The sequence below is a fragment of the Vagococcus humatus genome, assembly GCF_003950325.1.
Taxonomy (GTDB): Bacteria; Bacillota; Bacilli; order Lactobacillales; family Vagococcaceae; genus Vagococcus_C; species Vagococcus_C humatus.
The window spans coordinates 881,631-906,787 of sequence record NZ_PXZH01000001.1; the positions used below are offsets into that span (position 1 = coordinate 881,631).

The 25,157-nt window shown below is 34.4% G+C and carries 25 protein-coding genes and 1 riboswitch; of the genes, 1 reads left to right on the forward strand and 24 read right to left on the reverse strand.

All coding sequences use genetic code 11. From position 1 onward, the window contains the following. Window positions 1-26: 26 nt before the first annotated feature. Entirely contained in the window at window positions 27-2,621 is a 2,595-nt protein-coding gene (gene mprF, locus C7P63_RS04235) for a bifunctional lysylphosphatidylglycerol flippase/synthetase MprF (protein ID WP_125942901.1), read from the reverse strand. 162 nt (window positions 2,622-2,783) lie between these two features. On the opposite strand from mprF, the gene proC reads away from it, so the two are divergent. Next, entirely contained in the window at window positions 2,784-3,596 is an 813-nt protein-coding gene (gene proC / locus C7P63_RS04240) for a pyrroline-5-carboxylate reductase (RefSeq protein WP_125942902.1), read from the forward strand. Between the two features lie 74 nt (window positions 3,597-3,670). On the opposite strand, the gene C7P63_RS04245 is transcribed toward proC, so the two are convergent. The 23 genes from C7P63_RS04245 to C7P63_RS04355 all read right to left on the reverse strand — a co-directional run bounded on the left by C7P63_RS04245 (window position 3,671) and on the right by C7P63_RS04355 (window position 25,136). Next, complete coding sequence (locus C7P63_RS04245; protein ID WP_125942903.1) at window positions 3,671-4,666, reverse strand: DUF3114 domain-containing protein; 996 nt, start codon at window positions 4,664-4,666, stop codon at window positions 3,671-3,673. A gap of 99 nt (window positions 4,667-4,765) precedes the next feature. Further along, entirely contained in the window at window positions 4,766-5,707 is a 942-nt protein-coding gene (efaA, locus tag C7P63_RS04250; protein WP_125942904.1) for an Mn/Fe ABC transporter substrate-binding lipoprotein EfaA, read from the reverse strand. Then, window positions 5,694-6,551 carry a metal ABC transporter permease gene (locus tag C7P63_RS04255; RefSeq protein WP_125942905.1) on the reverse strand — a complete coding sequence of 286 codons (858 nt, stop codon included), beginning with the start codon at window positions 6,549-6,551 and terminating at the stop codon, window positions 5,694-5,696. The genes efaA and C7P63_RS04255 overlap by 14 nt, the downstream gene beginning before the upstream one ends. Further along, the gene (locus tag C7P63_RS04260) at window positions 6,551-7,297 is read right to left on the reverse strand and encodes a metal ABC transporter ATP-binding protein (protein ID WP_125943079.1); all 747 of its coding nucleotides are present in this window, start codon (window positions 7,295-7,297) and stop codon (window positions 6,551-6,553) included. The genes C7P63_RS04255 and C7P63_RS04260 overlap by 1 nt, the downstream gene beginning before the upstream one ends. 215 nt (window positions 7,298-7,512) lie before the next feature. Next, window positions 7,513-8,724 (reverse strand): chloride channel protein, encoded by a 1,212-nt coding sequence (locus C7P63_RS04265; protein WP_125942906.1) that lies wholly within the window; start codon window positions 8,722-8,724, stop codon window positions 7,513-7,515. Between the two features lie 44 nt (window positions 8,725-8,768). Further along, a riboswitch (Fluoride riboswitch) is annotated at window positions 8,769-8,840 on the reverse strand. Window positions 8,841-8,954: 114 nt separating this feature from the next. After that, a complete protein-coding gene (gene trxA / locus C7P63_RS04270) occupies window positions 8,955-9,269 on the reverse strand; it encodes a thioredoxin (RefSeq protein ID WP_125942907.1) in 315 nt (104 codons plus the stop codon). Between the two features lie 99 nt (window positions 9,270-9,368). After that, window positions 9,369-11,738 (reverse strand): endonuclease MutS2, encoded by a 2,370-nt coding sequence (locus C7P63_RS04275; protein ID WP_125942908.1) that lies wholly within the window; start codon window positions 11,736-11,738, stop codon window positions 9,369-9,371. A gap of 64 nt (window positions 11,739-11,802) precedes the next feature. Then, a complete protein-coding gene (locus tag C7P63_RS04280; protein ID WP_125942909.1) occupies window positions 11,803-12,348 on the reverse strand; it encodes a CvpA family protein in 546 nt (181 codons plus the stop codon). 4 nt (window positions 12,349-12,352) lie between these two features. Next, window positions 12,353-12,826, reverse strand: a complete 474-nt coding sequence (locus tag C7P63_RS04285) for a cell division protein ZapA (protein WP_125942910.1) — start codon at window positions 12,824-12,826, stop codon at window positions 12,353-12,355. Between the two features lie 117 nt (window positions 12,827-12,943). Continuing rightward, window positions 12,944-13,597 carry a helix-turn-helix transcriptional regulator gene (locus C7P63_RS04290; protein WP_165863768.1) on the reverse strand — a complete coding sequence of 218 codons (654 nt, stop codon included), beginning with the start codon at window positions 13,595-13,597 and terminating at the stop codon, window positions 12,944-12,946. A 267-nt stretch (window positions 13,598-13,864) separates the two neighbouring features. Next, window positions 13,865-14,446, reverse strand: a complete 582-nt coding sequence (locus C7P63_RS04295; protein ID WP_125942912.1) for a histidine phosphatase family protein — start codon at window positions 14,444-14,446, stop codon at window positions 13,865-13,867. Further along, window positions 14,443-15,213 (reverse strand): adenosylcobinamide-GDP ribazoletransferase, encoded by a 771-nt coding sequence (gene cobS, locus C7P63_RS04300; protein ID WP_125942913.1) that lies wholly within the window; start codon window positions 15,211-15,213, stop codon window positions 14,443-14,445. The genes C7P63_RS04295 and cobS overlap by 4 nt, the downstream gene beginning before the upstream one ends. Further along, on the reverse strand, window positions 15,210-15,806 hold the full coding sequence (gene cobU / locus C7P63_RS04305; RefSeq protein WP_125942914.1) for a bifunctional adenosylcobinamide kinase/adenosylcobinamide-phosphate guanylyltransferase: 597 nt from the start codon (window positions 15,804-15,806) through the stop codon (window positions 15,210-15,212). Before cobU ends, cobS begins: the two co-directional genes overlap by 4 nt. A gap of 24 nt (window positions 15,807-15,830) precedes the next feature. Beyond that, a complete protein-coding gene (locus C7P63_RS04310) occupies window positions 15,831-16,568 on the reverse strand; it encodes an AIR synthase related protein (protein WP_125942915.1) in 738 nt (245 codons plus the stop codon). Further along, window positions 16,558-17,868, reverse strand: a complete 1,311-nt coding sequence (hemL, locus tag C7P63_RS04315) for a glutamate-1-semialdehyde 2,1-aminomutase (RefSeq protein WP_125942916.1) — start codon at window positions 17,866-17,868, stop codon at window positions 16,558-16,560. Before hemL ends, C7P63_RS04310 begins: the two co-directional genes overlap by 11 nt. Then, the gene (gene hemB / locus C7P63_RS04320) at window positions 17,868-18,845 is read right to left on the reverse strand and encodes a porphobilinogen synthase (protein WP_125942917.1); all 978 of its coding nucleotides are present in this window, start codon (window positions 18,843-18,845) and stop codon (window positions 17,868-17,870) included. Before hemB ends, hemL begins: the two co-directional genes overlap by 1 nt. After that, window positions 18,832-19,566: a uroporphyrinogen-III synthase gene (locus tag C7P63_RS04325; protein ID WP_125942918.1), complete on the reverse strand. Its 735-nt coding sequence runs from the start codon at window positions 19,564-19,566 to the stop codon at window positions 18,832-18,834. The genes hemB and C7P63_RS04325 overlap by 14 nt, the downstream gene beginning before the upstream one ends. After that, window positions 19,514-20,494: a hydroxymethylbilane synthase gene (hemC, locus tag C7P63_RS04330; RefSeq protein ID WP_125942919.1), complete on the reverse strand. Its 981-nt coding sequence runs from the start codon at window positions 20,492-20,494 to the stop codon at window positions 19,514-19,516. The genes C7P63_RS04325 and hemC overlap by 53 nt, the downstream gene beginning before the upstream one ends. Continuing rightward, window positions 20,415-21,788, reverse strand: coding sequence for a glutamyl-tRNA reductase (hemA, locus tag C7P63_RS04335; protein ID WP_125942920.1), 1,374 nt, complete (start codon window positions 21,786-21,788; stop codon window positions 20,415-20,417). The genes hemC and hemA overlap by 80 nt, the downstream gene beginning before the upstream one ends. Before the next feature lie 3 nt (window positions 21,789-21,791). Continuing rightward, window positions 21,792-22,232 (reverse strand): precorrin-2 dehydrogenase/sirohydrochlorin ferrochelatase family protein, encoded by a 441-nt coding sequence (locus C7P63_RS04340; RefSeq protein WP_125942921.1) that lies wholly within the window; start codon window positions 22,230-22,232, stop codon window positions 21,792-21,794. After that, window positions 22,201-22,815: a cob(I)yrinic acid a,c-diamide adenosyltransferase gene (locus C7P63_RS04345; protein ID WP_125942922.1), complete on the reverse strand. Its 615-nt coding sequence runs from the start codon at window positions 22,813-22,815 to the stop codon at window positions 22,201-22,203. The genes C7P63_RS04340 and C7P63_RS04345 overlap by 32 nt, the downstream gene beginning before the upstream one ends. A 16-nt stretch (window positions 22,816-22,831) precedes the next feature. Next, window positions 22,832-24,328 carry a cobyric acid synthase gene (locus tag C7P63_RS04350; RefSeq protein ID WP_125942923.1) on the reverse strand — a complete coding sequence of 499 codons (1,497 nt, stop codon included), beginning with the start codon at window positions 24,326-24,328 and terminating at the stop codon, window positions 22,832-22,834. Continuing rightward, window positions 24,321-25,136 (reverse strand): ATP-binding cassette domain-containing protein, encoded by an 816-nt coding sequence (locus C7P63_RS04355; protein ID WP_125942924.1) that lies wholly within the window; start codon window positions 25,134-25,136, stop codon window positions 24,321-24,323. The genes C7P63_RS04350 and C7P63_RS04355 overlap by 8 nt, the downstream gene beginning before the upstream one ends. Window positions 25,137-25,157 lie beyond the last annotated feature (21 nt).

The following is a 25,157-nucleotide window of genomic DNA, read 5'->3' on the forward strand; positions in this document are numbered from 1 at the left end:
GAAATAAAAAAAGAAAAAGACTAACCTTAGCCTTTTTCTTCTTCAATAACTGCTTCCACTGGTCGCATTGTCCGTTTTCTTTGTCGGTTAATAAGTCGGTATAGTTGCCAAAATAAAAAAATAAATCGGTTATGAGATCCGTAAGCTAAATAACGCTTAAACCAAGTCGGATGAAATTGTTGTTTAAATTGATACAAGCATTTAAAAGACTCTAGAGGAGAACTATATTCATAAATAGTATTAATCAACCGTTCTTTTAAAATAGCCTCTGAGGCGTTTCCTACTTGAGAGAAAGGCACTAACCCTAAATTAAATAAAGTATAGCCTTGCTGGTAGTAAGTAGACATCACTTGATCAATTATATAAGTATCTAGCTCTTTCGGTAAAGTCCCGTCATGACAAATCATATCATACCCGACCATCTCATTAGACATTGGATACATTAAAATACAAGCCTTAAATTGTCCCTCACGATTATAAACAGCACCAATCGTATGTTTATCTAAATAAGTTTGACCAAACCGCTCATCTAATAGGAATACAAATTCCTCCTGATTTTGTAAAGAGTGTCGTAAAACGTCTTTTACTTCTTCCGTTAAACCTGGTCTATGAGGAGGTGTATGTAAAATAAACCGGTAACCTTGTTCTTCTAATAGCTCTTTTCGTTGTTCTTTGCCTTTCAAATAGGCTAAGTCTTTTTGCAATGTAGCTAGTGGAACACAGCCTTCCTCACCAATTTTAATAAAAGTATAACCTAAATCATGTAACAATAAAGCATACTTATCAGTAATGCTATAAAAAACTAATTGGAAACCTTGCTCATCTGCATGATGATAGAAAGCCTCTGTCGCTTCTTTAAAAAGGTTTAACTTACCAACTGGATCTCCTAAAACAAAGGCTTTGTTTCCTCTTATTTCAAACGTAAACATAACTTTATCTTCATTTTTATTTTGATAAAAGTAATGCCGTTTATTTTCTAGCCTACCAAAATGACTTAAATGAGTATTAGGATAAGTGACTAACATATGATCCACCCGTGACTTGTCATAACTAATCCCTGGATAAGTTTCAATCCCTAAGTATTGATATAAGACTAGAATCGTAATAGCCGCTAAAATTAACCCTGCTAGCCCTGCAATCCAAACATCTTCTGAAGGGAAAAGTAAAAACTTAGCTGGAGCTGAACCGTGCTCTATTTTACTGCTAGCATAATATCCTACAATGGTGTACAAAATAAATAAAACTCCGTATAAAATACCATCAAATGTCAAAGACTCTAGCGAAAAAACCAATTGTGTTCGGTAAAACTCATTTCGAGATAAATAAACTGCCCCTATCAAAATAACATAAAAAATTAACAGTTTTATAGAAACAGTATGGGTAATAGTATTAAATAAACAAAAAGTTAACACAATAATAGTTGGTAGATAAGCTTTTTTTACTCGATTAGCAACCCCTCTAGCTAAGCCTAGTAATAAAAATCCCATCATCATATTTAAAGTCTGATCTAAAAAATCAAAAGAAAAAGGCAATAATTTTCTAAATAAAGTACTCATTGTAGATAGATTAGGCACAGTTGATAATAGCACCATCATAATTCCTGCAAAATAAACCATACAAACTAATACTAAATGAGCCAACCGTTGAGATAGAATTTTAGGTAATCCATTAAAAAATTCATTAATCTTTGCACTTGTTTGATGGATAAATGCCCCTATTCCTGTTAAAAAAGGAATAACGTAGTAAAAAATTCGGTAATAAAGAAGCCAAGCTAAGGCAACACTTTTACCTACTCCTACTTGATTAAGGCCTAATATCATCAGCACATCAAAGGTTCCCATACCCCCTGGCACCATGGAAATCATCCCAATAAATGTAGAGGCTACAAAAAGAGGATAAACTTCTAATAAATTAACTGGTACATCTAAACCTTTACCAATTAATAAAAAGACAGATAATGCTCCCACCCATTGACCAAATGAACCTAGTACTAGTTTTAATACTCTTTTTAAAGGAAAATCTTTAAATAGAGTTTGTCCTTTAATTTGAGTTATCATAATCAATAAAGGAGTATACATTCCTCCTCCTAGTAACCATACCCAGTACCGACGATAAGGATTAGCAGAACGAATTAAAAAAACATCTAAAAATGTCAATAAGCATAAAACTGATAGACCAGAAATTAAAAATAAAGCTACTTTTGAAACAGTCGCAATTAATTTTTTATTACTGGCACCTTTTCCGTAAAATTTAGCTCGTAAAGTAGCCCCTATTACCCCACCAAAACCAGCTAAGTTATTAATAGTGTTAGTCGTCCAAGCTGATTTAAACAACTCATTTCGAGGCAAATGGGGTTTTTGATGCTCTTCTAATACTTCCACTGTTACCCAGTCATATACTAACATAGGTAAAACAGCTATTAACCCAGCTAAACTCATCCAAAGTAAGGTTTGTTTTTTCTGCGTGGATAAAACAGCTTCCAACTCTTCCCAAGTCATCCCTTGCAAAATATGAGTCATCTGATTAATAACAAAAAGTAATACAGACGCTATAAATAAAAACTTTAGCCATTTACTATGAATTTTTAACCAAGAAAGCATTTTTTTCATTCGAGATTTCATAAATGTCTTCGCTCCATTAATTAATTAAATAGTTATTTATTATTTTAATCATACAATTTTTTCCAACAAACGTCCATGTTAACTCAGTAAAAGATGACAAAGCTTAATCATACCTTTAAAATAAGAGTAACCATACTTATTTAAATTAAAGGAGAATGTCTTATGAAAATCGGTTTTATCGGTGGAGGAAACATGGCTACAGCCATTATCCAAGGAATCATTTCAAGTCAACTTATACCTGCTGACAACATTTGGGTGTCTACTAAAACCAATCGCTGTAAAGAACTAGAAAACCTCTATCACATTCACGCTGCCAAGTCTAATCTAGAGCTAGCTGCTCAGGTGGATTTTATTGTCCTAGCAGTTAAACCACATATTGTTCCTGTTGTGTTAAAAGAAATTACTCCGATACTTGAACAAAAAAGAGTCTTACTCATTTCTATTGCCGCTGGCCTTTCTCTAGAAAACTTACAAAATTTAACTTTAACACTAAAGGAAGAACCTATTATCCGAGTCATGCCGAATATGAACGTTGGGATTGGACAAGGTGTTTCTGCTATTTGTTCTAACAGTCAAGTCACTGAAACAGAAGAACAACAAGTGATTGGTTTGTTTAAAACAGTAGGGAGCACCTACCTAATCCCTGAAAAAGACTTTCGGATTTTTACCGCTATTGCTGGCTGCTCTCCTGCTTATACCTATCTTTATATCGATTCACTGGCTAGAGCGGGTGTTAAGCATGGACTATCAAAAGATGTTGCTACACAAATCGCCGCAGAAGCCGTTTTAGGAAGTGCCGATATGATTACTAAAAGTAATGACTCGCCTTGGGACTTAATTGACCGAGTATGTTCACCTGGCGGAACAACTATTGAAGGTTTATTAACTTTACAAGAAGATAAATTTACCTCAGCCATTGTCCGTGCCTTAGATGCTACCATTGAAAAAGATCAAAAAATGGAGCTAGATAATTAAGAAACTCTCCCACCCTCTTAGCCTAAACATTGGTTAAGAGGGGTTTTAGCTAGCTATTTGTTTCAGAGCATTGGTTAAAAAAGTTTAACAAACCACCTAGAATAACATTCTGGATGCCAATCATCCCAATAAAATTGAGAGGAATTTTTTTTAAATAAACGAATTTTTTCTGGACTAGTCCAAGCGTTTGGCAACTGATTTAATTGTGCTTTTCTTTCTATTTTTTGATTTTTTTTAGCACTTTGACGGATAAAATGGTCATAGCAATGAGTAGGTTTAGCATCTAACCTTATATGTTCTCCGTTATTTTTAATTCCATAATTAAAAGATTCAGTGTTTAACAGCTGCTTTTGCATAGCTATTTGTTCTATCTTAGTTGGATATTTTTTAACATAATAAGCATAGTCACTAATGACTAGACCATTTGTCCCTCGCTCTAAAATATTCCATTGACTAACAAAATTTCCATATCGGTCAATAATAAATTCTGAATGAAAATTAGGAGTGAGTCTTTTTTTATTTAATTTTTTTCCTTCGTAGTACTGACGAAAAGTCGTTGTAACAGGGTATTTATTATGATAACGAGCAGGCTCTCGTAACATTTTTTCTCCGTCTAACTCGCTACACACATAGGCTTTTAAAGCTTCTTCATCATTTTTATGACCTGTTTTATAGAATTTCCTGACATAACGTATATTTCGTTCATCAAAATATATCCGTAGTTGGTGAAGAATGGGATCAGTTAAAGAAGGTTCATTTTGGTATAGCTCTCTAACCCAAGCTGCTACTAGCTCATAAAATACGCTGTGAGGAGGGATATTTATATCTAATTGTAAAGGACCTGTTAATTGTAAAAAAAAGCAAGAATCTAACTTGGCGCCTAAATGAGTATGAACTACAAGCTTCAATTTTTCATCAGTAGAAAGAGAAGACGCTTGTAACAACTGGATATAAGAAGCTGACCCGACTTGTAGCAAATCAAAAAAAGAGGCCTGACCTGTTTCAATCAGTTCTTTTCCTCGGCTAATTGCTAAAGCATCCCAACCTAATTTTTGCCATAACTTTTCCATATTCTAAAACTTCCTTTGACTAGTTATTACTTTATTATCTCATGTTTTGACTTAATCACAAAGAAAAAAACAGATACAATAAGCATCTGTTTTTACTAATTATTTTCCTAATAAACCATCGTGAATAGTTTGAATATTCCATTTTAGCATCTTGTAATAGCTATCCCCAGGTTTTCCTTTTTTATCAATAGAATCTGTATAAATTTTATCATAAATAGGAATACCTGTTTCTTTTGAGACACTTTCCATACTACGAGGATCCACACTTGTTTCTACAAATAAAGAGTTGACATCACTTGCTTTCACTTTATCAATGATTTGACTCATTTGATCCGGTGTCCCTTGACTTTCAGTATTGATTTCCCAAATATAGGCTGCTTTAACATTATAAGCTTTTGAAAAATATTTAAAAGCTCCTTCACTAGTTACAAGTAACCGTTTATTTTCTGGAATTTCTGAAAAATCTTGTTTAGCTTTTTTATCTAAACTTTCTAGTTGTTTTAAATAAGCTGCTCCGTTACTCTCATAACTGGCTTTATGTTCTGGATCTTTCTTTATTAAAACTTCTTGAATATTTTCTACATATTTCATCCCATTTTGAATATCTAACCAAGCATGAGGGTCTTGCTCCGTTTCTTGTCCTTTACTCGTTAGATACATCGGTTTTACTTGTTTACTTGTAACAAAATAATCTTTGTCTTCTTCCTTATGAGCGGTTTCCATTAGTTTAACAAACCAACCGTTACCACCTGTTTCTAAGTTTAACCCGTTATAGAAAATAATATCTGCATCTGTTGATTTTTCAATATCTTCTGGTAGTGGTTCATATTCATGAGGATCTGTCCCAACTGGAACAATACTGTGAACAGAAACATGTTCTTTTCCTACTTGTTTAACCATATCTGCCAAAATAGAGTTAGTAGCAACAACTTGAACTTTCTGATCCTCTTCAGATTTTCCTTCCTTTTGTGGTTGAGCAGAACAGGCTGCTAGTAAACCTACTGACATTAAGGCTAATAAGCCTAACTTAAACTTCTTCATTCATAACTCCTCCTTTATTTCTAAACAATAAGCCTTTGATTGGTGAAAATAAAAAGGCAAGTAAAAAGAAACAGGCTGCTGTTAAAACAATAGTAGCTCCTGATGGGTAATTAAAGGTATAACTGAAAAACAATCCTAATACCGAACTAACTACACCAATGATTGAGCTAATTATAATCATATGTGTTAGTTTGTTGGTTAATAAATAACCTGTAGCTGCAGGAGTGATCAATAATGCCACTACTAAGACTGTCCCAATTGTTTGGAGAGAAGTCACTGCAACAAGAGTCAAAGCAAACATTAACCCATAATGGATTAATTTAACATTTAAGCCATAAGCTGCTGCCATTGTTGGATCAAAGGAGCTGACAACTAACTCTTTGTAAAACAGTAAAATAAAAATTAACACAGAGACAGCTACAACTGCTGTCATGATAATATCACTTTGTCTAACCGCTAACACATTACCAAATAAAATATGATTTAAATCAGTAGAACTTTGGGCTCGGCTGATTAAGACAATTCCTAAAGCAAAGAATGAGCTAAAAACAATCCCGATAGATGTGTCACTTTTTAACGGACTTTTTTGTTCCACAAATCCAATCAAAGTGGCAGCTAATAAACCAAAAATAGAGGCACCAATAATATAATTAGCTCCTAGCATATAAGAAACTGCTACCCCTGGTAATACAGCATGAGAAATAGCATCTCCCATTAGAGACATTCCTCTTAAAATAATAAACGAGCCAATAACACCTGAGATTAATCCCACGATAACACTAGTGATTAAGGCATTTTGTAAAAATTCATACTTAATTAATCCTTGAATAAAATTCATAACCATTAGTCACTCACCCCTTTGATTACAATATCTCCCATGGTACTTCCGTAAGCTTTACGCATATTTTCTGTAGTAAAACTTTGAGAAATTGGACCACTTGCTACTAATTCTCGGTTTAAAATAATTAGTTCATCAAAATACTCCACAACTTTATGTAAATCGTGATGAACAATCATGATTAGTTTTCCCATATTTTTAAGTTCTTTTAACAAATCAATGATCACTTTTTCGCTAGTCATATCAATCCCTACAAAAGGCTCATCTAAAAAGATAATGTCTGCATCTTGTGCTAGAGCTCTTGCAATAAATACCCGTTGTAATTGACCACCAGATAATTCACCGATTTGCCGCTTAGAGAACTCAGTCATTTGAACTTTCTCAAGACTTTCAGCAACTTTTTGCCATTCTTTTTTTCTAGGTCGTCTAAATAACCCTAATTTAGGATAAGTCCCTAATAAGACTACTTCTTCTACTGTAATAGGAAAAGTTAAATCAATCGCACTTCTTTGCTCCACATACGCAATATTTTTACGTAAAGACTTAATATCTTGCTCTCCCATTGTTACTTGGCCACTATCTCGCTTAACTAATTCCATAATTCCTTTTAGCAAAGTAGATTTTCCCGCACCATTTGGGCCAATAATTCCTGTGATTGCTCCAGGTTGAACGGTTAAATTAATATGTTGAATAGCAGGTTTTCCCTGATAAGAAACAGAAAGATTGTTCACTTGAATTGGTTCAAGTTGCATACTTGTTGAGGTAGAAACATCGTCTACTTCCATTACATGTTGATTCATCATTTGATTACCTCCTTAGTTTTAGGTATGCCTAAACTTTAATTAAAGTTTAGCATAACAAGTTAATTAGGTCAAGTAAATGAGAGTTATTTTCAATTACCCACATTCATCATAATATAAAAAAAGGCATTACGACAGCGTAATACCTTCTCTTGGACTGGATTTTTTTATGAATAAAATGTATTTATTTTTTGTCCTGTATAAATAGACTGGTTTTTATTGATTGCAAAAGAAACGGTTAAAGTAAGTAACAAATAAGGCAAAATACCTGGACCAAACACTTCGACACCAATAAATAGTGGGCCTAAATAAGTATTGGTTGCTGCTGCAAAGACACTACTATAGCCAAGTGCTGCTAAAAAAGGGGTAGGTAACCCTAGCCAAGTTCCCAAAAGAAAACCAAAAGAAGCACCAATTGAAAAAAGCGGCGTTACTTCCCCTCCTTGAAAACCGGCAGCTAAAGTTAGAATCGTTAAAAGTAACTTTAATAGCCAATCCGTAGAATAGATAGTGCCATGATTGAAACTTTCACTAATTAAATGAGTTCCTAATCCACTATATCTACCATAATATAGACTAGCTAAAAGAAGCGCAGTCCCTGCCCCCATAATTAGGATCCGTTTAGTTGGATTTGGAAAAGTCACTTTTGCCCACTGCTTAGCTTTAAGCAATAAATTAGAAAACAACCAACCAATTATCCCAAATAAAAGTCCTGCTAAGCAAAGTTTTAAGAATAATGAACTATTCCATTTAGGCAAACTGTGAATAGGTGCTACAAATTTTTCTAATCCTAAAAAATGAGTCACTTTGGCTGAAATAAATGAAGCTAATAAAGCATAAGGTAAGACTTCATAAATTAATTTTCCTACATATAAAACTTCTAAAGCAAAAAAAGTCGCAGCAATCGGCGTTTGGAATAAACCAGCAAACCCTGCTGCCATTCCGATTACCAACCAATAGCTTGTCTCCCCCTCTTTTTGTCTAATTCGACTGACAAACTGACCAATTGTTCCACCAAGCTGAACTGCCACCCCTTCTCTTCCTGCACTTCCACCAAATAAATGGGTTAACCAAGTACTTACTATCGAAAAAGGAATTAGGAGAAGAGAGATACTCTTTCGTTCTCTGTGCCCTACTTCAAAAATCAAGCCCATTCCCTTTGTAACCTCTTGGGAGAAAGTCTTTCCTAGCCAAATAATAACCAGTCCTGCTAAAGGCAACCAGGGAAGGAGCCATAAAATATGTTGCTCTCTAAAACTAGATAGATAAAGTAGCCCCTGGCCAAATATAAAATCAATCGTACCTATCATTCCCCCTATTAGACTTGTCCAGAATAATTTACTCAGGATATTTTTTACCTCATTCATCTGTGTTAGCATTTTATTCTCCTTTCTTTAATCAAAAAAAGTCTACAACAAAAAAACTTGTTGTAGACGTCATTAGCTTTAGGCAGTTCGACTTAAAAGTCTGGGAGATCATCATTCCCACTTAAAATTTATCTATTTAATTGAATCAATTAATTATAACATATAACAAACAAAAAAAGACTAGCACAAAAAAATCACTCAACAAAAATTGAGTGATTTTTTTGAAATTATTTAATTAAGGCTTATAGATATGGGTTTAAAATATCAGTTAATTGGTCTTTACGGTGAACCCCTACCATTGTTTTAACTGCTTCACCATCTTTAAATACCATCATAGTTGGAATACTCATAATACCAAAACGTCCAGCTACTTCAGGATTTTCGTCAACGTTTAATTTAGCCACTGTTAGAGAACCTTCTAATTCTCCAGCTAAGTCGTCTAAAATAGGTCCTTGCATACGACATGGACCGCACCATGGTGCCCAAAAGTCCACTAAGACTAACCCTTCTTTCATTTCTTGTTCAAATGTTTTATCTGTTACTTCGATAACTGCCATTTGTTATTTCCTCCTTCATTCTTCTACTTAAGTTCTTAAATTGATTATAGCAAAGGAAATTCAAATTGGAAATTTTAAAGTCTGTACATATTTACACAATCATTTAAATTCCACAATAGTTGCCCCAGATCCGCCTTGATTATAAGGAGCTAAAGCAAATTTTTTCACCCGAGGATGTTTTTTCAAATAATCTGTAATCCCTTGTCTAAGAGCGCCTGTTCCTTTACCGTGAACAATGGTCACTTGTGAGTAGCCAGCTAAAATAGCATCGTCTAAATACTGATCCACTTCATGAATAGCATCATCAAAACGACGACCACGTAAATCTAGTTGAGAAGAAACTCTTGGCGTAGATGTTCTCACAGTAGTGATCACTTGTTTCGGTTCTTCTTTATTTTCAGTTGATTTGACTAACTGGTTCTCTTTAATATTCATCTTTAAAATACCTAACTGAACTAACCATTCATTTTTAGGTAATTTTTCTATTAGAGTGCCATACTGACCAAAACTTTCTACCAGAACTTCATCTCCTGGTTTCAATACTTTCTTTTCTTTTGCTTTTTTCAACACTTTATTGGTTTTTAGTCGTTCTTCTTCTTGATATAGACCACGAATTTTAGATTTAGCTTCAATCAGTTCATGTTCTTTAACATGACCACTTTGGCTACCACTAGCTAGTTGCATATTACGAATGTCAGCAATAATCTTTTCTGCTTTTGTTTCAGCCTCTTCTACTATCTCGTTGGCTGCCCGTTTAGCTTTTGCTAATTCTGTTTCTCGTTCTTCAAAGAAAAATTCATAAGCAGCTTTTAGGTCTTCATATAATGATTCAGATTCTTCTACAAAATGACGGACCTCTAAATATTCTGTTTCAGCCATCTTTCTACGACTTTCTAAATCTGCAATCATTTCATTTAAATCTTGGCTTTCTTCATCAATTAAACTTTTAGACGCTTCGATCACATGGTTTTCTAACCCTAATCGTCTAGAGATTTCAAAAGCATTACTTCGCCCAGGAACCCCAATTAACAGTTTATAAGTTGGACTAAGGGTATCTACATTAAATTCCATACTAGCATTAATAGTACCAGGACGATTGTAGCCGTAAATTTTCAACTCAGGGTAGTGAGTAGTTGCTACTACATAAGCTCCCTTAGCGGCTACGTCATCTAAAATAGAAATTGCCAAAGCTGCTCCTTCTTGAGGATCTGTTCCAGCTCCTAATTCATCAAATAAGACTAAACTTTTATCATCTACTTGTCTTAAAATATCGACAATGTTAGTCATGTGAGAGGAGAAAGTACTTAAATTTTGTTCAATAGATTGCTCGTCTCCAATATCTGCAAAAATTTCTTGGAAAATTCCTATTTGGCTATCTTCCTTAACAGTTAAAGGCAATCCTGATTGTCCCATAAGCTGCATAAGTCCTAAAGTTTTAAGGGTAATAGTTTTCCCACCAGTATTTGGGCCAGTTATGACAATAGTTTGATAGTTCTCACCAATCGTAATGTCATTAGCAACTACTAAGTCAGCATCAATTAACGGATGTCTTGCTGATTTTAAGAAAAGAGCATTTGTTTCGCTAATATGAGGAACCGTTGCCTTTAAAGCTTTACCAAATTCTGCTTTGGCCTCAATAAAATCTAGATGGCCAATTACCCTAGCATTATGTAAAATTTCCCGATAATGAGGCGCTAATTCATTAGATAAGTTAGCTAATATACGTTCAACTTCTTGTCTTTCAGCAATTTGGTGTTGTCTTAACCGGTTGTTTAAGTCCACAATCTGTCTGGGTTCAATAAACAAAGTTTGTCCTGACGCACTTTGATCATGGACTACTCCGCCAAACACCCCTTTATATTCAGCTTTAACGGGAATAACATATCGTTCATTTCGCATAGTAACTAGACTATCGCTTAAATATTTAGCTTGTTTTCCTTTAATCATTTGATCTAACTGTTCACGAATGGTTTGCTCTGTCCGGCGAATTTGCTGTCTAATCCCTCTTAACTCAGGAGAAGCCTCATCAGTAACTCGACCATCTTCTTCAACAGACACTTTAATTGTTCTAGTCAGTTGAGGAAGTATTTCTAATTGATCAACCCAATAATATAATCTTGTTACTTCTAATTGTTCTTCTTTCAGCTCATCAAAGAAACGATTTAATTCTAATGCAGTTTGTAGTACTCGACCAACTTGAGCAATTTCTAGTCCGTTTAGCATAGCTCCTATCTCAATCCGTTTCATATGAGGCTTAATGTTAGATACTTTCGGAATAGGGATGCCTCCCTTTAGCCTAAGAATGTCAAACCCATCTTTTGTTTCCTCTAACCACTGAGTAACTTGATCAAAATCACAACTAGGAGTTAAATTTTTAACTTCCTCTTCTCCTAAAGCAGTCCTAATAGACTGTAATAATAATTGTTTAATTTTTTGAAATTCAAGTGTTTCTAGTATTTTTTTATTCAATCATCTACACCTTTGCTTTCTCTAATAGAAAAGCTGAACTAAAAACGTTCAGCTCAGAATCTTGTTATAATGCAGCTGTTACGAACCAATCATACAATTGATGCGACAAATAAGGGGTCTGTTTTACCATAAATTGGGCTAAGCTACTTTGCTGAAACAATTGCTGAATACCAGCAGAAGGTATCATTGATAAGACAAATAAACATAAAAAGATCCCTGTATATACCACTAAAAAACTTAGCAAACCACCTAATCCAGTATTAACTTGTCTAATAACTGGGAAAAAAGTCAGTCGGTAACAAACCATTCCTACAAATCGAGTAATAAGCCATCCTAATGTTTGAATAGTGATAAAAGCTACTCCTAAATAAAACGCTTCGTCCATCCTAAAAAGAATCTTATCGCTAAAAAAGAGAAGATGACTATCAATAGACGGAGACGGATAAGGCACTAATAACTCTAACTGTTTAGCCCAAGCCTCATAATTAAGTTTAGCTACTATAAAAGATAAACTATACCCTACTGTATAAACTCCCTGTAATACTAATCCTCGTCTAGCTCCTGTATAAAAACCAAAAGCTAATAACCCAATAATCAATAAATTTAACATCGCTCTATCCTTTTTCTTCTAGCGTTTCAGCTTCTTCTTTGGCCTCACTTAAATGACTTTCTTGAATCTTTTCTAACGCTTGTTGATTTTTTATTTTTTGCACTTCTACTGGATCGACTTCTTTTTGGTTATCATCTAACAAATCGGTTTCCAGTAGTTCCAATCGTTTTAATTTACGCCGTAAAAAGTTGATTTCTTTTTTTTGCTCATCCACTTTTTCTAATTTAATTTTATATTCTTCTATCAGTCTATCATAAACAAGTAACTGTTCCTGTTTAGTTACTTGGTCTGAAATAGCATTGATTGCTAGTAAAACTGCAGCCTGTTCTAAATTAACAGAAGATAACCGTTTAATTTCTTCTAACTGTCTGTTAGCAATTTCTGTCACAACATCCATATGTTCCTTTGTTTCATTACCAATAATTGTATAGCTTTCACCTGCTATATTGGCTTTATATCTGTTCTTATATTCTCCCACGATATAAACCTCCAAAATCTTCCCATGTTTTTAACCTTTTTACATTATAAAATAGATTATTTTAATTTACAAACTTATTAGCAAAAAGAAAAAGCACCTAGTCACTAACTAGATGCTTTATTTAATTTTAGATAAATAACGATACACACTAGATTCTGACATATCTATTCGTTTTGCTACCTCTGCTACCCCACCTTTTAACAGAAAGACACCTTTTTCATTTAAATCTGAAATAATTTTTTCTTTTTCTTCAATACTTAATAAACAATGAGTCAAATCGTAATGTTCTAAGACTTCATCGATTAAAGACTTCATTAATTCATCTAAGTTTTGACCTAATTTTTCGCCCTTATGAGAGATATTTAACGTGTTTTCCATTTCTTCTGTGGATAAACAAATCATATCATCAATCATCTGACGCATATTCATTAAATCTGACACTAACACGTTAATACAAAGTAAGCCAATTAACTCATCTTGTTCATTTTTTATGTAGTAACTAGATGATCGACACATTTTACCATCTACTGTATAAGAAGGATAATTAGTTTCTGCAGGATCAGTTTCATATTTTTTACTTTGAATTTGCTTTAATGCCATATCCGTCAAAGGTCCGCCAATAGACCGTTGACTTAAATTACCAGCTAAAGCAACTATCGAAGAATCTGGTTGTCTAATATCATGTAATAAAACCTCGCTATTTGGCCCTAATACTTGATGTAAAAAGGGAACCAATCCTTTATAGTATGAAAATACTTGTTCATGACTCATCTTCTTATCTCCATTCGTTATTTTATATATTAGCATGTTTCTTGTTAAAAAGTTTTTATCATCAAAAATAAAAAGATTATTGACAACTATATGATACCTTTTACAATTGATTTTGGCAATAAGTAGTAGTTTTTTATTTCTTAATAATAATTTTTTATCATATTTTTTTGTATTTGTTATTTTAATGAAACATTTTCATAAAATTTTCTATAAAAGAAATGAATAAAAAGAAGCCTTTTATTGGCTTCTTTTTATTCATCTTCTATTTTAAATATTCCAATTTAAAACACGCCACTTATCTGGTTGATAATCTAATAACGTATAATTTCCTTGATCTAGTTGAATATCCCAAAAAGAATAATTAGGAAACCACTCTGATAAAAGAAGACGAATCACTCCTAAATGGAGAACAAAAACATAAACAGCTTCTGGTTCAGTTGGTTCTACTAAGTAAGAAGCTATGCCAGTTAATACCCGTTGCTTAAAAGAAGAGAATGGCTCAACTGTTGCTGGGGTATAGCCTAAAGGATCTTCTAGCCAAGCTTGCCAGTCATCTTTATAACACGCTTCAATTTGATTGGCAGTTTTTCCTTCCCAATTGCCAAACCCTTTTTCATTTAAAGAAGAATTTGCCTCCTGGGTATAAGTAGGAAAAATCAAACTAGCGGTTTCTTTTGTTCGGACTAACTGGCTAGTTATCAATCTGTCTGGGTGACAACTAGCTAATTTAGTTGCAAGTTGTCTAGCTTGATCTTGTCCAGTTTGATTAATGGATACATCTAAACGCCCGTAAAAACATTTTTTAGCATTGTAGTCTGTTTCACCATGTCTTATTAAGATGATTTTCATAGAAGACCTCGACTATACAAACTGCTAAGAACAACTAAATAGATTACTTGGGCAATAGGTGAGCCTGCTCCCATAGTATCTCCGTTTAACCCGCCTACTTTTTGATAAACCATTTTTCTGTATAACCAAATAACACCAGCAATCACTAAATAAATAATCAACCCTTGCCAGTGAAATAAAACTAATAAGCAAATAAGTCCAGTTATTTGAGCTACCCAAATACTTTTAGAAGAAACACCTATAAAAGCATTACCAGAACCTGTTTCTGAGGCACCTTTGTAAGTAGCTTGATAAAATAATATTGTGATAGCCATTTTACCTACCACATTTAAGCCGATAACGATGAATACTGCTTCAGACAACAATAAACCTGCATGGGTCATGTTTACAAAAGCTAATATGCAAATAGCATAATAAAAAATTAAACTAAGTACACCATTACTTCCAATTCGACTATCTTTCATGATTTCTAACATTCTATCTGGCTGACGGGAAGAAAATAAGCCATCAGTCATATCAGCTAGAGCATCTAAATGAAAGCCACCTGTTAATAAAACATCTAATAACAAAATCATTACCCAGGCTAAATTTAAATCCATAACCATCGATAATAAAAAAAACACACCAGCTTCGATTAAACTAACTAATAAACCAAAGAAAGAAAAATAAGCTACCCCTTGTTTCATCTTATCAAGAGGATCATCAATGGGAATAGGAATAGGGATACGGGTAAAAAACTGAAAATATAAAATTAATGCTTGAATCATTTAATTTTAACCGGGATGCTAGCAACAACTAAATATACCTCATCCGCTTCCTTTCCTAAATATTGGTTCATTCGGCCATAAATATCGCGAAACCATCTTGTAAAGCTGTTTTCAGGAACAATTCCTAGGCCCACTTCGTTAGTTACAATCACAAAATCTCCTGCTATATCTCGCCGAACAACTTTTAAGATTTCTTGCCATTCTTTTAGTAAGCGCATCTCTATACCTTGTTTTTCTTCTTCTGTTAAGGTTTGAATGATTTTGTCGATTTTAGCATAATCTTGACCATGTTGTTCTGTCATCATTTGATAAAAACAATTTAAGGTTAAAAGTGTAGCACAATCCAACAAATACCCATCAAACCCAGTTGCTTGAGCTAGATAGTCTGCTACTTGCCAATATCCTTCTTCAGTATGCCAACTATGCGGCCTTTTTTGTTGATGTAATAAAATACGATGGTGGTTTTCTGGATCATCCACATTAGCACTATTAGTAGCTAAATAACACACTGTCTTTTTTTCCTTCAATAAAGATTCAGAAAAATCCGACTTGCCACTTCTTGCACCACCCGTTACTAATACAACTTTTCCCATACAATCAACTTCCTTTATTCACTCTTACTTGGCATAAAATGTGCCAATTTTTTTAATATTAGGATATTTTTCTTGAAATTGCTCAGTTGCTGCTTGTTTGACTACTACCAAGACTACTGTAGCTGGACCAGCTGATTTTTGACTAGGAACACTTGGTTCTAAGGTTAACTTTAACTGATTTTCTTTTGCTAATAAATTCCCTTCATAGCCAATTCCTTTAGATCCTACAGGTAATAAGTCAATCACCCAGTCTTCTGCTCTTAATTGTCGAACTTCTTCATAGGAACAAAGATCAGAAAGATGACTAACAACTTCATTTCCTACATAAGGCTCTCCTAATTGAAACAACCCATCTAAATGAGAAATTGTAGGAGAAACTAAAGGCTCTGATACTTCTCCCACAACAGTTAAACCAATACTTGAAGTATAGGTAGTCATGTTTTCTTCGGTACTGCCGTTAAGAGGTAAATGAGCTAAATTAGCTTTACTTAGTTCAGACTGAACTCCTTGTAACATACTTTTACCAGTTGGATTATATTCATTTCCAATAACATCTACTACTGTGATAGGTTTAGCCCCTACACACAGCAATTCTAATAATGGCACTCGTACACAACAAGCCGCCATAATATCAGGAGTCACTTTAACTTGATCATAAGGTTTCATGCCTAACCCTGCACTACTATCACAAGCAATGACTAGTTGCTTGTGATCAGTGAGTGGCAAAACAGTTAAATCTCGGTATCTTGTTTTATTTTCCATAAACAATTCCTTGTTCAGTTAACTTAGCAAACACTCTGTCAAAGGCTTGAATGGTTGCTTCAATATCTTGTTCTGTATGAGCTGTCGACATGAAACCTGTTTCAAATTGAGATGGAGCTAAATAAATTCCCTCTTCTAATAATTCACGGTAAACGTGAGCAAAGTATTGTTGATCACTTGCTTTAGATTGTTCAAAGTTATTAACTGGTTGATCATTGAAGAAATATCCCCACATAGTTCCACGGCAAGTTGTTTGAATAGGTACTTGATACTTAGCTGCAGCTTGGTCAATTCCAGCTACTAATTTTTTAGCTAAAGCATTCATATACTCATAGTCTTCCCGAGTTAATTGTTCTAAAGTTGCAATCCCTGCTGCCATAGCTAGTGGATTACCTGAAAGTGTACCAGCTTGGTAAATAGAACCGTCTGGAGCAATGTGTTTCATATATTGACGTTTACCACCAAATACAGCAGCTGGTAATCCTCCACCCACTACTTTACCTAAAGTCGTTAAATCTGGTACAACTCCATATAAACCTTGAGCTGAATCATAATCACATCTAAAGCCTGTCATTACTTCATCAAAAATAAATAAAGCTCCGTGTTCTTCTGTTAATTTTCTAATTCCTTGAATAAATTCTGGTTGAGCAGGAACCATTCCCATATTTCCAGCAATAGGTTCGATAATAACGGCTGCAATCTCATCTGGATAGCGTTTAAAAACATCTTGAACTGCTTGTAAATTGTTGTATTCCACACTTAATGTTTGTTTAATTAAATCCTTTGGTACGCCAGGAGAGTCCTCTAATTCAAATGTTGCAACCCCTGAACCTGCATTCACTAAGAAAGAATCACTATGACCATGATAACAGCCTTTAAACTTCACAAATTTTTCTCTACCAGTTACTCCTCGTGCCAATCTAATAGCACTCATAGTTGCTTCTGTACCAGAGTTAACCATACGCATTTCTTCCATTGAAGGCACTCGTTTTTGAATTAATTCTGCTAACCGTGTTTCAAGAGGAGACGGAGCACCAAAACTGGTTCCTTTAACGGCTGTTTTAGTTACAGCTTCAATCACTTTGTCTTGCGCATGGCCTAAAATCATAGGTCCCCATGATAAAACGTAGTCAATGTATTGATTACCGTCAATGTCATATAAATAAGCGCCCTTAGCATGATCAATAAAAGGAGGGGTACTTCCTACTGAACGAAACGCTCTAACTGGACTATTCACTCCACCTGGAAAATACTCTTTCGCCTTTTCAAAGGCTTTTTGTGATTGTTCTGTTTGTCTCATTACTGTTGACCTCCATGTATCATGTTAGCTACATCTTTAGCAAAGTAAGTAATAATTAAATCTGCTCCTGCTCGTTTCATGCCAACTAAAGTTTCTTCTATCACACGTTTTTCATCAATCCAACCATTTTGGGCTGCAGCTTTAACCATTGAATATTCACCACTAACGTTATAGCAAACAATTGGTGCATTCGTATAATGTTTAGCTTCGTTTACCACATCTAAAAAGGCCATACTTGGTTTAATAATAAACATATCTGCCCCTTCTTCAATATCACTTACTAATTCCCGCATCGCTTCACGGCTATTAGCTGGATCCATTTGATAAGTTTTACGGTTACCAAATTTAGGTGTGCTATCTGCCGCTTCTCTAAATGGGCCATAAAAACTAGACGCGTATTTCACTGCATAAGACATAATTGGTACTTCTGAAAAACCTGCTTCATTTAATGCTTCACGAATAGTTAAAACAAACCCATCCATAGCATTAGATGGGGCAATAATATCTGCTCCGGCTTTAGCTTGACTAACAGCTGTTTGAGCCAATAATTTTAAAGAAGCATCATTATCAACATCTTGATGTTTAATCACTCCACAATGTCCATGACTAGTATATTCACACATACATGTATCTGCTACGACTAATAATTCTGGATGATTTTTTTTAACTAAACGAGTGGCTTGTTGAATAATTCCTTCATCATTATAAGCCCCTGTTCCTTCTTCATCTTTATGAGCAGGAATCCCAAATAAAATAATTGCTTTAATCCCTAAAGCAACGACTTCATCTAATTCTTTCGCAAAATCTGGCAAAGTGTACTGATAAATGCCAGGCATAGAAGTAATTTCTTCTGTTTGACCTTCTTCTTTTACAAACATAGGGTAAATCAAATCATCCAAACTTAAATGATTTTCTCTTACTAAATCTCTCATATAGTCAGAAGAACGTAATCTTCTGTGACGTTTAAATGTTTCCATTGCTTTCTATCTCCTTTATAAATCCTTTAAATAGGTGCGGCATATCATAGATATCTGCTTGATAAAACACCGAAAAACCATCCTGTTGAATGGCTTTTGTGCTGATTGGTCCAATCGAAAGAATTTTCAATTGATTTAGGGAACAGCCTAACAATTGAACGCGTTGATAAAAATGATGCCAAGCTGATGGACTAGCAATAATTAAATAAGTTAATTGCTGATCTAGCAAGATATCATCTAATAATTCTTCTGATTTTTTAGGAAAAATCGTATCATAAATAGGTATCTGATATACTTTATGACCTTCTTGTTCTAGTTTATCCTTAATCACCCTTCGAGACAACCGACTATTAAGTAGAAGTATCTGCTCTTTTTCTTTATGACCTGCCAACCACTCCTCAACCATTCCCTCCGAATAAGCTGCTGAGGGCTGAAAATCAACCGTTAAGCCTTGACTAACTAATGCCTGCGTCGTTTTATCCCCAATCGAAGCGATTTTACAATTTTCAGGTAAGCAAGTTAGGTCAGTAAATTTGACTGCATTGACACTGGTAAAAAAGACCCAATCTATCTTCTGCCACTGATTTTTATCATAAGTGACTGGTAATCCCACTGTTTGAATTAAAGGAATATCTATTACTTCTATTTTGTGTTGAAATAAACAGTCTTTAATCTTCTTTGGACAGGGTTGTTGTCTCGTGTAAAGTAGTTTTTCTAACATGTTCTTGACACTCCTGGATAACCCTTTCAGCCCCTTGTTCTTTTAAAAGGTTAGCTAATAATTGACCTGCTAAAATAGGGTTTTTATCTGTTACAGTTTCATGCAAATATTCTGTTCCATTGTAACTAGTAATAACACCTGCTAAACGTACCTCTCCTGTTTCTAATTGCTCAGCATATGCTCCAATCGGAAATGTACAACTGCCGTCCATCATTCGTAGAAAAGAACGCTCAGCATCTACTTCTGCACGAGTTTTCTTATCTTCTATTTCAGTTAAAATAGATAAAAGACTAGCATCTTCTTTCCGACATTCTAAGGCTAAAGCGCCTTGACCAATTGAAGGCAAACAAGTGGTTGCAGGTAATACCTCATAATTTAACTGAGTCTCTTGTTCTAAAAATCCCATACGAGTTAAACCAGCACAGGCTAAAACAATCGCATCATAAGGACCTTCATATAATTTTTTAATCCGTGTGTCAATGTTTCCTCTAATAGGGATAATTTCTAAATCAGGACGAACTTTTAAAAGTTGAGCTTGTCTTCTTAAACTACTCGTTCCAACTTTAGCTCCTAATGGTAACTTTTTAAGCGTCATCTTTTCTTCTTTAAACAACAAACAATCTAGGGGATTTTCTCTTTTTAACACAGCTCCAATAGTTAAGTCGTTTGGAATGATTGTAGGTAAATCTTTTAAGCTATGAATAGCTAAATCAATATTTCCTTGACTAAGCTGATATTCAATTTCTTTAACAAAAGCTCCTTGTCCCCCAATCGAAGCTAAACTATGATGAGCTAGTCGATCACCTTTTGTTGTAATTTCAACTAATTCTACTTCTAACTTAGGAAACTTATTCTGAATAAATGCTACTGCTTGTTTCGTTTGAGTAACGGCTAACTTGCTTCCCCGGGTTCCTACTTTGATTTTCATTTTTTATACAATCCTCTGTTTCTTTGTTTTCTTCTACTCCAAAAATCCGCTGAATTAACTGGATATCGTAAGCAGCATTTTCTTCAATAGATAACTCTTTTATTTCTTTAATTGGTGTTCTAAGTGATTGATTCACTATACTTTTCATATGTTTACGGATAATTTTAACTTCTCGAGTTGTTAAATCTGGCAACTTGTTCATTAAGCTAGTCATCGCAGCTTCTTCTGCTTCTAATGTTTTTTCCCGCAAACGTTTAATGACTGGGATAATCCCTAATTGTTTTTCCCACTCTTTAAAGTCTGATACAGCTATATCCACATCTTGATTAATTAAAGCTAATATTTCAGCTCTTTCTTCATTATGTTTTTGAATCAATTGATTCACTTGATCCATATCATAAAGTGTAATGCCCTCAATTAGTCGGCAATGAGGATTGATATTACGTGGAACTCCTAAGTCAATATACAAGGCTTTCACAGTCTCATTTGCATAAGAAAGTACAAGATCTTGTTTGGTAATAAAAGGGTCTTTAACAGAAATAGCACTAATAACAATATCTGCCTCTGGTACTTTCTTATAAAAATCTGACAAAGGAAAAACATGTAAGGGTTGATCCGTATATTGTTGTAGTTTAAGAGCTTTGTCTACAGTTCGGTTAAAGATACTTATTTGACCAATATTGAAATTCTCACTATTTTTAACCACCAACTCACTCATCTCACCTGCCCCTAAAATGAATAAATGTTTATCCGATAAATCAGTTAATTCATTTTCTGCAATTTGCATGGCAGATTGACTTAAAGAAGCTGAACGGTCATTAATTTTATACACAGTATGCATTTTTTTAGAAAAAGCAATCACGTCATTGAATAATTTATTAAAAATTGTCCCAGTCGTTTGACTTTCTCTTGCCACTTGAAAACTGGTTTTTAATTGTCCTAAAATTTGAGTTTCCCCAATAACTGTAGAGTCAAGACCACAGCCTAACCGGTAACAATGATAGAGAACTCCTTCTTCTTCTTTGTACTCTAAGTAAGGTTCTATCATTTCCATAGGCAATTCGAAGAAATCGGCTAGAAATCGTTTGATATAATACTTACCAGTATGAAGTTGATCTACCACTGCATAAATTTCTGTGCGATTGCATGTTGTTAGAATCACATTTTCTAAAATACTTTTTGTTTCATTTAATTTAACATTAGCCCCAGTCAAATCTTGGGAAAAGAAAGATGTTTTTTCTCTTAATTTGACAGGTGTATGTTTATAAGTCAATCCTACATAAAGGATATGCATTCTTTACACCTCATTTTGTTCTTTTAACCATATTTCTAATTGTTTCCGAGTTTGTTTAGCTCTAGACGGAGAAACACCATTGGTTGAAATTCCAATGCTTAAACCATCATAATCAAGCACTGCCATATTATAAAAATCCGCTACTTCTTTATTACTTACTACATTAACCCACTGAGTAGGAGAGGCATCTAATTGAATTTGCTCATTAATCTCGTTATCATCCACACAAGCAAAAATCAAACAAGCTTCTAGTAAGTCAGTGGGTTGATACGTTCTAGGAACCCAGTTAATAGTAGCCAGATCAATACTAGGATCTAAACTTGGACTCACTACTGTAACACGTGCTTCACTTCGAACTAAGCCTTTAATTTTCCGTGCTGCTACTTTTCCGCCACCAATCACTACAACTGGTTTATTTTTTAGATTTAGAATGACTGGATACATGTCGGTCTCTTTTCCTTTTCTTATTAGTAAACACTTCTGCACTATTTTGATAAAAAATTTCTTCTTCAGAAGACAACACATTGATTAAGCGTGCTAATGCAAAAAAGTAATCGGATAAACGGTTTAAATAACTTAAAACTAAAGGATTGATTTCTGCTTCTGTATCCATTAGAGCTACCACACATCGCTCTGCTCGTCTAGCTATACAGCGAGCTACATGTAAGGTACTAGCCACTCTTGTGCCACCTGGTAAAATAAACCGAGTAATTTCTGGTGTTTTGTCCCAATACTCATCAATTCTTTCTTCTAAAAAGTCAATTTCAGCTTGAATTACTTTGTAAGGTTGTTGGCTATCGTTTAATTTAGCTAAATCACTGCCACAATCAAATACAACTTGTTGAACTTTTAAAAGTTCTTCTCTAAAAGGATCTTCCTGATCCATAAAAGATACAGCCAAACCAATCATAGAACAAAGCTCATCTGTTGTTCCGTAACTTTCCACTCTTAAATCACTTTTTCTAACCCGAGTTCCTCCAACTAAACCGGTTGACCCAGCATCTCCTGATCGTGTATATATTTTCATTTTTTTCATCTCCTTTTTATTCTGAAATAATCTGATAAATTTTAGTCATATCAACATTTTCTCTAATTAAATCGGCTAACTTATCATATTCTTTTGCTTTATATTCCTTGTAAGGCATAGCAACTTCCTCAATAGGGGACAATCCTTTTGATAGACGGATGTTATTCAAGAAATTACGTCGCCACCGACTTGAATCAAATACTCCATGTAGATAGGTTCCAATAACCTTGCCATCTTCACTTACTGCTCCGTCTAATCGGCTATCAGAAACACCATTAGTTTCAACGATTTCACAAAAAGCTTTATCTCCTACTCTCTCTGTTTTTCCCATATGAATTTCGTAACCTTCTAATTCTAATGTCGGATCACTAAGAGAATGAGCTGTTACTTGAGTCGTTGTTTTCACTTCTTGAAATTCAGTTTCTACTTGTAATAGACCAAGACCTGAAAGAGTTCCTCTTGTGGATTCAATCTTTAACGGATCCTTTAATGTCTGACCAAGTAACTGGTACCCTCCACAAATTCCTAACACATAACTTCCTTGTTGACGAACTCGGTGGATTTCTTTTTCTAGACCACTTTCTTTTAAAAAGATTCGGTCCTCTAAAGTATTTTTACTACCAGGAATAATTAACAAATCAGGATTTCCCACAGCATCCCCTGGGAAAATATAACGCACAGATACATCTGGCTCAAGCTCTAAACTCTTAAAGTCAGTAAAATTCGATAGCTTAGTTAACGAAACAATTGCCACATCTAAGTCTTTACTCACATCTACTTGTCGGTTAACATTTTTCAGCGCTACACTGTCTTCATCTTCAATATCAAACTGACCATAAGGAATTACCCCAACAACTGGCACATGAGTCAATTCTTCAATCATCTCTAACCCAGGTAACAATAAAGCTTTGTCTCCGCGAAACTTATTAATAATAATGCCTTTTACTCGTTTTCGATCTGCTTCTTCTAACAAAGCAATCGTACCGTAAATCGCCGCAAAAACGCCGCCTTTGTCAATATCTGCCACTAAAATAACTGGTGCATCCGCCAATTTAGCCATTCCCATATTAGCGATATCTCTTGAATTTAGATTAATCTCGGCTGGACTCCCTGCCCCTTCAATTACAACTACGTCATTTTCAGCAGCTAAGTCGTCATAAAGGTCTTTTATTTTATTAGCCAAAGTTGGTTTAAATTCATGATAGTCGACTGCATCCATAGTAGCTAAAACTTCTCCGTTAAAAATAACTTGAGATTTTCTATCAGAGCTAGGTTTTAATAGCACTGGATTCATTCGAACATCTGGTTCGCAGTTAGCAGCTTCAGCCTGAAATACTTGTGCTCTCCCCATTTCAAATCCTTCTCTAGTAATATAAGAATTTAATGCCATGTTTTGAGATTTAAACGGAACTACTTTTAAGCCATCTTGATTAAAAATACGACAAAGTCCTGCTACAATCACACTTTTACCAGCATCAGATGCTGTCCCTTGTACCATAATACTTTTACCCATAATGCTTTCCTCCAGTAGCTACTTGCTTAGAAAATTCTGCTTCATCTTGATATAAGGGTAAACCAAGTTGTTGATGGATTTTAACTAACCAAGGTTGCTCTAACTTAGCATCTAACAATAGATTTTTTTCCAAGAAAACTTGTTGTTTTGTTCCCTCTAATATAAGATTTCCTTCTTTTAACACATAAAAATATTGACAAATATCATACATTAAATCCATATCATGACTAGAGAGAATAACTTTTTTTCCTTCTGAAATCAATCGTTTAATGATATGAATCATATGACTACGACCTGCAGGATCAAGGCCAGCTGTAGGTTCATCTAATAAAATCCATTCTGTTTCTAAGACTAGTACACTAGCAATGGCCACCCGTTTCTTTTGTCCATAACTTAAATATTGAATTGTTTTTTTACGTAAGTGCTGAATGTCTAATAAATCAAAAGCCACATCTAGTCGCTTGGCTATTTCTTCTTCAGCTATTCCCAAGTTTCTTAAAGCAAAAGCCACATCATCTTCGACAATCGTGTAAAAAATTTGTTGGTCAGGTTCTTGAAAAACAATGCCCACTTTTTGTCTGAAACGAAATAGTTCTTTTTTACTATATCCTAGTTTTTTATCTCCAAATATAATTTTCCCTTTAGAGGGTTTTAATAGTCCTACTAAAGTTAAAAATAAAGTTGATTTGCCTGAGCCATTAGCACCTAAAATTCCAATCGGATGATGATTGTCTAAATCCAAGGTGATATTATGTAAAATTTCTTCTTGACTGTCATAGCCCACACACATTTTCTCTACTTTAAACATCGTACATAAACCTTCTTTCTA